Origin of the sequence: Paenibacillus sp. IHBB 3054 (genome assembly GCF_051594305.1) — a bacterium.
Lineage (GTDB): Bacteria > Bacillota > Bacilli > Paenibacillales > Paenibacillaceae > Paenibacillus_AQ.
In genome coordinates, this window is the sequence record NZ_JBOFBG010000021.1 from 34519 (window position 1) to 47565 (window position 13047).

Annotated in this window: 7 protein-coding genes; all 7 read left to right on the forward strand. The window is 49.8% G+C overall.

The window, feature by feature from the left end:
• Positions 1-119: 119 nt before the first annotated feature.
• Positions 120-4055 (forward strand): endo-1,4-beta-xylanase, encoded by a 3936-nt coding sequence (locus ACQ76X_RS21305; protein ID WP_438495814.1) that lies wholly within the window; start codon positions 120-122, stop codon positions 4053-4055.
• Positions 4056-4212: 157 nt separating this feature from the next.
• Positions 4213-5841 carry an S-layer homology domain-containing protein gene (locus tag ACQ76X_RS21310; protein ID WP_438495815.1) on the forward strand — a complete coding sequence of 543 codons (1629 nt, stop codon included), beginning with the start codon at positions 4213-4215 and terminating at the stop codon, positions 5839-5841.
• A 127-nt stretch (positions 5842-5968) separates the two neighbouring features.
• Entirely contained in the window at positions 5969-7012 is a 1044-nt protein-coding gene (locus tag ACQ76X_RS21315) for a LacI family DNA-binding transcriptional regulator (protein WP_438495816.1), read from the forward strand.
• 79 nt (positions 7013-7091) lie between these two features.
• Positions 7092-9506 (forward strand): hypothetical protein, encoded by a 2415-nt coding sequence (locus ACQ76X_RS21320; RefSeq protein WP_438495817.1) that lies wholly within the window; start codon positions 7092-7094, stop codon positions 9504-9506.
• A gap of 239 nt (positions 9507-9745) precedes the next feature.
• Positions 9746-11155: an extracellular solute-binding protein gene (locus ACQ76X_RS21325; RefSeq protein ID WP_438495818.1), complete on the forward strand. Its 1410-nt coding sequence runs from the start codon at positions 9746-9748 to the stop codon at positions 11153-11155.
• Between the two features lie 34 nt (positions 11156-11189).
• Complete coding sequence (locus tag ACQ76X_RS21330) at positions 11190-12167, forward strand: carbohydrate ABC transporter permease (protein ID WP_438495819.1); 978 nt, start codon at positions 11190-11192, stop codon at positions 12165-12167.
• Entirely contained in the window at positions 12167-13045 is an 879-nt protein-coding gene (locus ACQ76X_RS21335) for a carbohydrate ABC transporter permease (RefSeq protein WP_438495820.1), read from the forward strand. Before ACQ76X_RS21330 ends, ACQ76X_RS21335 begins: the two co-directional genes overlap by 1 nt.
• Positions 13046-13047: the final 2 nt, after the last annotated feature.

Consider the following 13047-nt stretch of genomic DNA (forward strand, 5'->3'; position numbering starts at 1 on the left):
TTAGAGTAAGACGCACTTTTTGCATTATGCTACGATTTGGGGTGAGAAAGGGGGCGGCTTTTCCATAGTTGTAAGCGCTTAACTTGTCTAACCCAAATTCATACAGAGGAGTGCAACGCATGAGTAAAATGATTAAACAGGTCTTCTCGTTAGTACTGGCGGCGAGTCTGCTTATTCCGCTGGGCTGCCTTGCTCCGGTTGCGCAAGCTGCAACACCGAAACTGGAAGTAACGAAAACGGTTTATCACGAAACCTTTGCGGCTGGTGCAGGCAAAGCTGTTCAATCGGGAGGTGCCAGCCTGACGGCTGTCACCGGCAAGTCTTTTGCAGGCAATGCAGACGGAGCGGCATTATACGTAAGCAACAGAGTAAACAACTGGGACGCGGCTGATTTCAAATTCAGTGACCTCGGCCTGGAAAACGGAAAAACCTACACGGTGACTTCAATTGTTTATGTGGATGCAAATGTGAATCTGCCCACCGGCGCGAGTGCTGCACTTCAAACTGTGAACAGCTATGGAAATTATGCGGAAGTGAATTTTGAAGCGGGCAAAGCCGTTACTCTGACTAAGGAATTTACCGTGGATACAAGCAAAGATCAGGCCTTGCGCATGAACTCCAACAAAGTAGGAGCCGAGGTTTCTTTCTATATCGGAGACCTCCTTATCACCGAGAAAGTCACTTCGGACGGTGGAGAAGAGCCGCCTAGAGAACCGGCTTTACCGTTCACTGCCATCACCTTTGAGGATCAGACTACCGGCGGTTTTGGAGGCAGAGCCGGGACTGAGAAGCTGACTCTTACAGATACAGAGAATCATACCGAGGGTGGTTCCTATGCCTTGAAAGTAGAGGGCAGAACAGCTACGTGGCATGGGCCATCCTTGCGTGTGGAGAAGTATGTGGACCAGGGCAGCGAATATAACATTTCGGCCTGGGTCAAGCTGATCGAACCCGCAAGCTCGCAGCTGCAGCTGTCAACGCAGACCGGGAATGGAAGCAGCGCGAATTATGTAGCTCTTTCCCCAAAAACAATCAGTGCCAGCGACGGTTGGGTTAAATTTGAGGGAAGCTACCGCTATAACAGTGTGGGCGGCGAATATTTAACCATCTATGTTGAGAGCGCCAATAACGCAGCAGCATCTTTCTATATCGACGACATCCATTTTGAGAAAACAAGCACAGGTCCAGTCGCCATACAAAAGGACCTGATTCCTGTAAAGACTACCTATCAAAACGATTTTTTGATCGGCAACGCGATAACAGCCGAGGATCTGGAAGGCGTGCGGCTGGAGCTGCTTAAAATGCATCACAATGTCGCTACTGCAGGAAACGCGATGAAACCGGATGCGCTGCAGCCGGCGAAGGGCGATTTTACCTTTGACGCTGCGGATTCCATGGTTGCTAAGGTACGGGCTGAAGGGATGTTGATGCATGGGCATGTGCTGGTATGGCATCAGCAATCCCCCGTGTGGATGAATACGACAAAGGATGCAGCAGGGAATAACCTTCCCTTGGGGCGGGACGAAGCGCTCGCAAATCTGCAGACCCATATTAAAACGGTCGTGGAACATTTCGGTGACAAGGTAATCTCTTGGGATGTCGTGAACGAAGCGATGAGCGATAATCCGGGTAATCCGGCAGATTGGGAGGCCGCGCTGCGTCAATCCCCTTGGAAGAGTGCCATTGGCGCAGATTATGTGGAGCAGGCCTTCCTGGCGGCAAGAGAAGTGCTGGATCAACATCCAGATTGGAATATCAAGCTGTACTACAACGATTACAACGAAGATAACCAGAATAAAGCGGCAGCCATTTATAACATGGTCAAAGCCATCAATGATAGGTATGCGCTTACACATCCGGGAAAACGCCTCATCGACGGCGTGGGCATGCAGGGGCACTACAGTGTCAACACCAATCCCGAAAACGTAAAGCTGTCGCTGGAGAAGTTCATTTCCTTAGGCGTAGAAGTAAGCATCACCGAGCTTGATATTCAGGCTGGAAGCAACAATCAGCTTTCCGAGAAGCTTGCGAATGCCCAAGGCTATTTATACGCGCAACTGATGGAGCTCTTCAAAACTCACGCCGCAAATATAGAACGCGTTACCTTCTGGGGCTTGGACGACCATACGAGCTGGAGAGCTTCTGCTAATCCGTTATTATTCGATAAGAACCTGCAGGCCAAGCCGGCTTACTACGGGGTTATCAACCCCGGTAAATTTATGGAGGAGCATAAACCTGATTCTACCGGTGCAAACCAATCCACCGCTGTTTATGCTTCACCTGTAGTTGACGGGACGGTTGATGCTGTCTGGAGCAAGGCGGCGGAGTTGCCGGTGAATCGGTACCAGATGGCGTGGCAGGGCGCGACCGGAGTGGCCAAAACCCTCTGGGATGATCAAAATCTGTATGTTTTGATTCAGGTCAGCGACGCGCAGCTGGACAAGAGCAGTAAGAACGTATGGGAACAGGATTCCGTCGAAATCTTCCTGGATGAAAACAATGGGAAGACGACGTTCTATCAAGACGATGACGGACAGTTCAGAGTCAATTTTGACAACGCGACTTCCTTCAATCCGGCTGGGATCGCTGGCGGATTCGAATCATCAACCAAGGTTACCGGAACAAACTACACAGTAGAAGTGAAGATTCCGTTTAAAAAAATCTCAGCAAGCAACGACAAAAAGATCGGTTTCGACGTACAGATCAATGACGCCAAAGACGGGGCACGGCAAAGTGTTGCCGCATGGAATGATACAACCGGCAATGGATATCAGGACACCTCTGTTTACGGTGTGCTTACGCTTACGGGTAAACCTGGCCAATCGAACAGCAACAATAACAACACTAACAGTAGCAACGGATCAACTCCGCAGACCGGAACCGTTGAGAGCAAAGACGGTGTAGTGACGATCAAACCCGAAGTGAAGACTGAAGGCGCAGGGGCGAAGGCGGCGATTTCGGGCGACCACCTGAAAAAAGCGCTTGAGCAAGCCGCTCCGGCAGCAAATGGACGGAAACAGATCATAGTCGAAGTGCCGAAGCAAGCAAACGTATCCTCGTATGAAATGCAGTTGCCGACTCAAAGCTTGAAGAGTCAGGAAAACTATGTGCTTTTGATAAAAACAGACTTAGCGGCCATCGAGGTTCCGAGCAATATGCTGTCCAGTGCTGCAGTAAATACTGACACCGTGTCCATCCGTGTAAATCAGGCCTCAATAGACAATTTGAATACGGCAGCCCGCGATAGGATTGGCAATCGTCCGGTAATTGAGCTGAACATCATAGCTGGCGGCCAGGCAGTGACATGGAACAATCCGAATGCGCCTGTAAAGGTAACCGTTCCTTATAAGCCGACAGTGGAAGAGCTGGGCCATCCAGATTCGCTCGTCGTTTGGTACCGTGCAGCCAATGGCAGCATGATATCTATCCCGAACGGCCGCTATGACGCCGCAAGCGGAGCACTTGTGTTCCAAACGACTCATTTTGGCACCTACGCGGCAGCGTATAACCCTATGAGCTTCGAGGATATGGGGAACCTGTCTTGGGCAAAGCAGGCTGTTGCTGCCATGGCTGCCCGGGATATCGTCAAAGGAACCTCAAAGAACAGCTTCTCCCCGGAGACAGCTATGAATAGAGCAGACTTCACCGCGCTTCTTGTGAGAGCCCTTGAATTGGAGGGTACAGATCAGGATAGTGCTGCCTTCAGCGATGTCCAGAAAGACGCTGATTATAGAAATGAACTTGCCATTGCGAAGCAACTAGGCATCGTCACTGGCTATGAAGGCAACATGTTCAAGCCAAACAGTGAGCTTTCCCGCCAGGATATGATGGTGATCGCTTACCGTGCACTGGCGGCAGCCGGCAAAAAGGCCAGTGGCAGCGCAACCTTGGATGCTTATTCGGATGCAGACCGGATTGCTGATTATGCCAGAGATAGCCTGGCAGCTCTGGTGAAATTCGGAATTGTGAGCGGCAAAGACGGCAAGCTTGCACCGGACGATACGCTCACCCGCGCTGAAGCGGCAGTTATTGTGTACCGCATTTGGAATCTGTAGCCTGTAACCTGTATTTACAGCTCTCAACCTAAACAGCCAGCCGCCGGGGAATTTCCGGTGACTGGCTGCTTTTTGCTGTGATTTACCAGTATTTCATCAATGAATAAAGATTCTATCTTTGATACAATTCTAAAATTGATGTCATAGGAGGAATCTCGTGAAGGCCATATTAGGTAGATTCATAATAGCGGCAGCCGCTGTCATTTGCTCGACAAGCATGTTTTGTCAGCATATATTGGCCGATGGGCGGCTGCCTTTTGATGATACAAACACAAGCTATGCCCAAAAAGAGATCATAGATTTATATAATAAAAAGCTTATTACAGGAACCTCGTTGACGAGTTTTTCACCAGCAAAGTCTATGACCAGAGCAGAATTTATTACTGTGCTGGAACGTTTGCTAAAGCTTGATCCAGTGGCTAGTCCAGTAACGGCTTTTACAGATGTAGTAAAGAGTGAATGGTATTACGGTCCGATTCAGGCGGCTGTTCAGCTGAACCTGGCAAGTGGAACCTCGGAGACTACCTTTGCACCTAAGAGAGCTGTTACAAGACAAGAGGCAGCTGTTTGGATGGCTGGTGCATTGCAACAAACGAACGGCAAATCCACTAATCTGACAGTATATAAGGATAGTAATCGTATTGCTGCTTGGGCTGGTAATTCTGTTGCTGCCGTTAGTAAGCTAGGATTAATGAAGGGCGATGAAACAGGATATTTTCGTCCAACGGATGCAATTACCAGGCAGGAAGCAACTGTACTTATTTATCGGGTGCTGCAAAATAAAAGCTGGGCCACAGAGCTTGAGAATGAGCCGCATAAACATATTGTAATCGGCTGGCAGTATGGACAAACCACCGCAGAGTATAAGAGTACTATTCTGAAATCGAATGTGAACATCTTATCTCCACGGTGGTACTTTGTAGGGGGGAGTGGGTCCGTAACGGATTCAACGGAAATCTCGCTTGTTTCGTGGGCAAAGACGAAGGACAAAGAAATTTGGGCGATGGTCGGTAACCGGTCCGATCAAGAAGCTACTCATCTAATGTTGACTAGTATAACAGCAAGAAATACTGCAATAATCCAATTAGCAGCGATGGTAAGTAAATATGGCATTGATGGGCTAAATATAGATTTTGAGAATGTAAAGGCAACGGATCGAAAATATTTGACAGCTTTTATTGCTTTATTAGCAGAGAGATTGCATGGTGTTAATGCTACGTTGTCTATAGATGTGTCGCCTGATCTTGGTACGGATTGGACAGAGGCATTCGACTACGCTGCGCTTGGCAAACAAGTAGATTATGTAGTAATGATGGGCTACGATGAGCATTACGGTGGAAGTGTCAATCCAGGCTCCAATGCTTCGCTTCCCTATATCACAAACGCAGTCGAAACCTTGCTAAAGGTTGTATCAAATGACAAGGTCATATTGGCATTGCCATTCTATAACCGGGACTGGATGTTAAAGCAAAATGGAACAGTTTCATCCTCCGAATTCATTACGTTCACTGAGCAAAATCAGAAAATCAGTACCTATTCAATGAGACCGCTATGGAATGAATCATTAGCTCAATATGTTGCCGGCTATACGAACAATGCTATGCAACACATGATTTGGATTGAGGACGGGCGCTCGTTAATTGCCAAATATCATTTTGCTGTTACTAAAAATTTAGCGGGAGTGGCCTACTGGTACATAGGCGGGGAAAATCCGGATATTTGGACAAGCATGAGTAATGCGGAGAAATATTACGGTTATTCCTTCTTAACCAATAAAACCCCTTGATTCATCTAGGGGTTTAGCTTGACAGAAATCTCTTGCCTACTGATAGTTTCGTATGGTATATTTTAGGTGTCATTTAACAATCTAAACGTTTAACAAAACGTTTGCGGCATAGAATAGGAGAATTACAATGAGCAAAACCAGCATTAAGCATATCGCTGCTAAAGCCAATGTTTCGATTGCTACAGTCTCCTATGTGCTTAATGGTACCCGCAATGTCCGTCCAGAAACGCGTCAGCGAGTAGTTGAAGCCATTGAGGAGCTGAATTACAAACCCAACGATATTGCCAAGAGCCTCAAGCTCAACCGTACGAATACGATCGGTGTTATCGCAGAGGATGTGACGGTGTTTAATGCACCCGAGATTATTGATGGTATTAATGATTTTGGCGATCGGCATGATCTGCATATTTTACTGGTCAATCTTCGTCTAAATAAACGTATCGGCCGTAATTTTGCTGATGTAGAGGCATACCGGAAGTACGCCTCCAATGCTGTGTCCGAGCTGCTCAGCAAGCAGGTGGACGGGATTATCTATATCGGTGTACATACCCGTGACCTAACCGGACTAATTGATGCAGACGACAAACCTATTGTATATACCTATGGTTATACACGGGACGACATTTCCATACATTATAACGATGAACAGGCTTCTTATGAGGCCATGTCCCATCTGGTCGCGAAGGGTCATAGCAGAATCGCGGTCATTAGCGGGCTGATGGATTCCATTCCGTCCAGACAGCGGCTGAACGGTTATTATCGGGCGATTACTGACTTTGAACTGCCCTTTGATCCTTTATTGATCAAGATGGGGGACTGGGAGCGGGAATCCGGATATCGCCTGACCGGCGAGCTGTTATCTCTGCCGGAGCCGCCGACGGCTATCCTCTCTATGAATGATGTTATGGTGGTTGGGGTATTGCAGGCAGCCGACGAAAGAGGCGTTAAGGTTCCGGAGGACTTGTCGGTGATTGGCTTCGATAACCGGGAATTCAGCGATTATCTGCGCCCGCGGATTACGACGATGGAACTTCCGCTGCACGAGATGGGCTATCAGGCCATAGAGAGCTTGTACAATGTGATCAATGGGAACGAGTCTGCGCCCCTGACTATGCCGGAATGCCGGTTGATTGAGCGTGACTCCGTAGCTGCTGTAAACGATGTGAGATAAAGCCGATGTCTCACATCATATTTTTTTCATTTATCTAAACGTTTAGATTTTGAGGCGGGACGCGAAAGAGGTGATGGCGATGACGTTTCTCAGCAATGCAAAATACAGAATGGAGCTTAGCGCCCGGGGAGCCATGCAGTCCCTGGTGATGCAGGAAGATCCCGCCGCAATGAACTGGGTGGTTGATCCTGCTTATCTGCAACAGGCAGGATACGAAGACGAGGATAAGCTGTTCGGGGAATGGACGCTCGAATTGAATGGGAAGATCATACGCAGTGTGGATCTTAAGCCGAGGGTGATCCAGGAGGGAGAGCATCGCGCTACTGTTGAGTTTGATGCTTTTCCGGTAACGATCCGCTTCGTGTACACACTGGAGGAGGAGCGCTTCAGGTGGAGCATCGAATTGTCCAACCGCTCCGCACAAGCTGTACGGATTAACGGGCTGCATGTATGGTTCTCGCTGGCCTATATCATGTTCAGGGATGAGAACGTGCTGCGCAATATGCGTGAATCGTGTGCAGTGTTAACTCATCTGGGCGGAGACTTCACCAAGTTCGCCGCTATCAGGCGCAGCAATGAGGCGCCGCACTTGGGTATTTATCAGACTGGGGGCAGGACAGTCACGGCAGGCTCCTATTGCCGTTATAGTAACCGCTTTCTTGAGCAGGTATCACCTTCCTTGGACGGCTTGCTGTATCATCGGCTGTCGCTGGTGGAGGATGGAGCTTCAATGCCCGACTCAGCAGCTGCGGATTGGATCTATGGTAACGCTTACCATGCACTGGAGCTGGAGCCCGGGCAGACCTCCAGCTGGGAGTATGTATTTCTCCCTTGCCAGGATCAGGATGATTTCTACCGCCAGGGAGCCGCGTTTGGCCACCCGCACTGGAGCTATACGCCTGTGCTGACACAGGGCGGAATCTTCCAAGCTGAGGTTGGGATAACGCAGGAACAGTCTATACGTGAAATCTGCCTATTCAGCGCTCCACCGGGAACGGAGGAGATCCGCCGCGAAGACATTACAGATCAGGCGATTCTGGTAAAAGGAGAAAATGGCAGGTACACACTTACGCTGCTTCGTCCGGCGCCCGGTGAGCATAAGCTTGAGCTGGTGCTTGAAGACGGACGCAGCGACATCCTGGTGTGGAACGTGCTGGAGCCGATCGACATTATGCTGGAGAAACGTGCGGAATGGCTGGTAGCCCATAGCTATGGAAGCGCAGATGGAGTGGAACGCCCCTACGCTTTCCGTCCCTTGTCCAATCAGGGAGAATCACTTGGCAAGCTGACCTTCCTGCTGATGAAGAATAGCATGTCGGCTGCAGTGCCGGAGCAGGTTGAGAAGGCCGAGGCTGCTGCAGTGCTGGATATGAAGCTTCATTGGTTCGAGGATGGCGATTTCACTCGGCCGCGCCCCTTGTATGGAGGGTTCTACCGGATTTATGATCTGGATTATATTGCGCATGTTTTCTACCTGCTGTCGAGAATGGATGCTGCGCTGCTGAGGCTGCATCCGCCACAGCTTTATCTGGAGTGGGCTGCCGAAGTGATATGCCTGCGTCTGAATCCGGACTGCCATTCCAGGCAGCGAGAGAAGGACGAGGCGGGGCTGAACGGCATTTTCACCCTATATATTCGGGATTTGCTGCAGGCACTTGAGGAAGAGGGACTTGCGGAATGGCAGGGGCAATTGCAGCAGTTATGGGAGCGGTTCGGCCGGAATCTGCAGACAGAAGTACAGCAATACGGCGGGGCAATTACGGAACACTTCTATGATAACGCAGGGTTCGGCCCTACCTGTGAAACGCTGTGCCATCTTGGGAATCTGGACGAAGCGGAACGCTACGGACAGCTGATTCTGGCGAACATCGGGTTCAGTAATGACTACAGGGTCCAGAACCCGGACCGCTGGTGGGAAGCTCTCTCTTCCATGATCCATTCCTTATGGGGGGGATTGGTGTCCGGCTCGGCGCGGGTTGCCTATGAGCATTTGGGCAATCCCGAATATTTGGAGGCGGCTTACCGTTCTACAATGGCCGTGTTCAATTGTTATGACTGGAATGTGCGCTCCACTCCGCGCCGCTTACAGCCGGGAGAGGCGGCCTCTACTTACAGTGTGGCTGCACCTAATCTGAATATGCCGGAGCTATCGAGGAACAGGTTCGGACAGTCGGTATTTGTAGCAAGCAGTGATCCGTTATTCGCTTCGCTGTTCTCCACTGTATCCGGAGATGATTGGGACATGGGTGAAGAGCTGGTTGCCTACTTATTGGGCTTTGGGACAACCGCCTACCTCTATAGAGACAGCAGCGGCAAGCTGCGTTGTGTTAACGGTTATGTTACCGAAGAGGCGGACGGCTGGACAATTACGAGCTATGCGGCGTACCCTTCCAGATACCTGCTGCTTGAAGACAAGGTGGGATTCCGCTCCGGGCAAGGCCGGCTGCAGCGCCAAGTAAGATTTCAAGGCGGCGTCTTCAGCGCTTGTCCATAATCGCCGGCAGGAGCGGCAGAATGGGACAGGCTACTTAACGGACAAAACCCGTGAAGCTTTTAGATTAAACGTTTAACTTAGTATAATCGAAATAAATATAGGTGAACTTGGAAAATCGACATTAGGTAAAGGAGCAGCGAAGGGGAAGGCCAAGTCTTCCCCGCAGTTGCCAGGATACCTAAATGAAAAACTCACAAGTTCATTTTATATAGATTTAAAAGAAAAGGGAGGCAACAAACATGAAGTTTGGTAAACGCACTCTGGTTCTATCACTGGCATTAACAATGGTCTTCGCTTCGCTGGCCGGCTGTTCGGGCAATGGAGAGAAAAACACGGGCAACACTGCCGCCAAAGCCACAGAAAAAGCCGCGAATGATAAGGGAGGCAAGTCCGGCAAGGATATCACGCTTGAACTGTTGTATTGGGGCGATGACGCGCAGAAGAAGCTGGTGGAAGAGGCTGCAGAGAAATATACAGCAGACACTGGAGTTAAGATCAATGCGCAAGTGCTGCCGGCGGACGGAACCTTTGATACTTTCATTCAGACCCGCCTAGCCTCCGATCAATTGCCGGATATCAGCTACATGGGCGAGGGGGATATTCAGAAGTACAATGAAATGGGCATTCTCGAGGACATTAGTGATCTGCTTGCTGATGGTTCGATACCGGAGAAATTGGCAGCGATTACAATTCATTCTCCGGAGCAAAAAGTTATCGGTGTCGGCCTCTCCAACCAACTGGAGCTGCTGTACTACAGTAAAGCAAAGTTCGATGCTGCGGGCATCGCCTATCCGCCATCCAAGGTTGAGGATGCCTGGGATTGGGACACCTTCGTGAGCAATGCCAAGAAGCTGACCACTGATACCAAAGGCAAAACGGCCGCAGATGAGGGGTTCAACGCTTCATTGACAGAGAATTACGGAATCGGATTTACCGCGGGACGTGAATTCCATCATTTCTGGGCAGCCAATGCGAACGGAGGCGGTATTGTATCCCCGGACGGCAAGGAGTTTCTATGGGATTCGCCCAAATCGGTTGAGGGTATCCAGAAGCTGGCCGATCTTATCAACAAGGACAAGGTAGCCTCGCCCTTCAATTATTCATGGACTACCGGCGCCGGTTCGGTCATTGATGCGCTGAGCGGCGGCTATGCGATGGCGGTCAGCGGCTCGTGGGATTTGGCTAACATCAAAGGCAATGATGATATCGGTGTCGGCGTGTTGCCAAAGATGGAACAAGCCGTAACGATGAACGCAGGCGCTCCACTGGTAGTTTACAATACGTCCAAGCATATTGAGGAAGCCAAGAAATTCTACGCTTACATGGTTAACCCGGAGAATGCCCTGGATCTGCTCAAGAGCGGCGCATGGCTGCCTAACCAAGCCGACTGGTACACCGACCCTGCCCTCATTGAGAAATGGACTGCCGATCTTCCGGCAAGTGCCAAAGAAACGATTCTCAGTTATTCCACAACCAAGGATTCCATTGCACAGTGGCCTGCTTATTATGTTCCGGCCTATCTTAAGATGAATACGGAATATGAGAAATCCATCGACAAGGCGCTGACCGGTCAGAAGAGCGTCAAGGACATCTACGATGAGATTATGCCAACGATTAAGAAACTGTGGGAAAGCGGAAAAGTTTCGTAATTAAAGCTTATTTTCAAAGAGAGGGCTATGGCTTATGAATCCAGAGAGCAAGACCGGTACGGCACCCAACTATGTTAAAAAGCCTGCCAAAGGCGCCACCAAGGAAGCGGTCGCCGGATATTTATTTGCAGCACCCGCGATTATCGGCTTTTTGGTGCTGACCCTGTATCCGATGTTGGCCAGTTTGTTCTACAGCTTTCACAAAATTACGGTGATGAGCGGCGGGCAGGTGATGGAATGGATCGGGCTGGACAACTTCAGATATATTTTCAGCAATCCAAGCTCCGAGTTCAAAAAATCGATCACGGTCACCCTGATTTACGCTTTTATCAACGTAGCGCTTGTTATTGCCTTCTGTCTGATGGTCGCGCTCTTGCTGAACCGCAAGTTTCTAGGCAGAAATATGCTGCGGGCGGTCTTCTTCCTGCCCTCGGTCATTCCGATGCTGGCGACCACGATTGTGTGGCAGATGCTGCTGCAGAATCAGGCCAAGGGCGGTTTGGTCAACTGGCTGCTGCTGCAGCTGGGCATAGCGCCTTTAGACTTCCTGACAGACCCGGTGCGGATCTTCGAGACGTTGTTTATTATGAGCTTGTGGACATGCGGGGGCACGATTGTTGTCTTCATTGCTACCTTGCAGGACGTTCCCGGTGAACTGCTGGAGGCGATCGAGATGGACGGCGGCAATGCTTGGCACAAGTTCCAGAAGGTCACCTACCCGACGATCAAGCCAGTACTCTTTTTCCAATTGATTATGTGCATGATGACCTCTATCCAGATTTATACCCAAAGTGTGGTGTTGTCCAGAAATGGTGCACCGGACCGGATGACTTATTTCATCAACGTTATGATTTATGATCATTCCTTTGTGCAGGTGGGGATGCGCGGTCTGGCGTCTGCCGAGGCTTGGGTCGTCTTCCTGATCACATTGGTCATTACGGTTATTCTGTTTTATTTCCAGGGCGCGCTCAAGAAGGATGATTCGATGGGCAAAAGAAAGAGGGTGAGATAATGGCCGTATCTGCGACTGTAAAATATTCAAGTCTTAAGAGAGCAAAGAACAAAACAAAAGCAGTGAATGTCATACTCATCCTACTCTCCTGCCTGCTCGCTTTGGTATTCGCCTTTCCGCTTTATTGGCTGCTGCGCGGTGCATTCGTTAACCATTCAGAGATTCTGGCGCGCCCGCCAGTATTTATCCCCAGTGAGCCGGGCTTTGATAATTTCCGGCTGGGGCTTGAGCGCATCCAGTTTCTGCGGCAGCTCTGGAACTCAGTCTCGATTGTGGTGCCTTATGTAATCGGAACTGTGCTGACCACGAGTTTTGCCGGTTATGCTTTTGCCAAGCTGCGGTTCCCGCTGCGCGGGATGTGGTTCGTGCTCGTAATCAGCACCATGATGCTGCCAAGCGCTGTAACCCTGCTGCCGCAATATTCCCTATATACCTCCTTGGGACTGGCCGGCAAGCCAGCACTTATTATTCCCGCATTTTTCTGCGCAGGCGGCAATGCATACTTTGTCTTTTTGCTCCGGCAATTTTTCATGACCATTCCGCTTGAACTCAGTGAAGCAGCGAAGATTGACGGTGCGGGTTATTTCCGCATTTACTCCCGCATCATGCTGCCGCTCATTCGTCCGGCCATGATTGTTGTGGCCCTGTTCAGCTTTATCAACTGCTGGAATGAATTTTTCTATACGATGATTTATTTGAAGACAGAAGCGGATTATACACTGCCAATGGGTCTGTATATTGTGAACGGAATGCGCATTCCGAACTATGAACAGGTTATGGCGCTCGCTCTGGTCGTTACGGCTCCCTGCCTGGTGTTCTTCCTGATTGGCAACAAATATTTTGTGGAAGGTATTGCGTTGACAGGAATCAAGGGATAAAA

What these genes read in the sequence shown, in the direction of transcription:
- ACQ76X_RS21325 (WP_438495818.1), top strand. Translation starts at nt 9,746, where the DNA reads ATGAAGTTTGGTAAACGCACTCTGGTTCTATCACTGGCATTAACAATG.
- ACQ76X_RS21335 (WP_438495820.1), top strand. Translation starts at nt 12,167, where the DNA reads ATGGCCGTATCTGCGACTGTAAAATATTCAAGTCTTAAGAGAGCAAAG.
- ACQ76X_RS21320 (WP_438495817.1), top strand. Translation starts at nt 7,092, where the DNA reads ATGACGTTTCTCAGCAATGCAAAATACAGAATGGAGCTTAGCGCCCGG.
- ACQ76X_RS21330 (WP_438495819.1), top strand. Translation starts at nt 11,190, where the DNA reads ATGAATCCAGAGAGCAAGACCGGTACGGCACCCAACTATGTTAAAAAG.
- ACQ76X_RS21315 (WP_438495816.1), top strand. Translation starts at nt 5,969, where the DNA reads ATGAGCAAAACCAGCATTAAGCATATCGCTGCTAAAGCCAATGTTTCG.
- ACQ76X_RS21305 (WP_438495814.1), top strand. Translation starts at nt 120, where the DNA reads ATGAGTAAAATGATTAAACAGGTCTTCTCGTTAGTACTGGCGGCGAGT.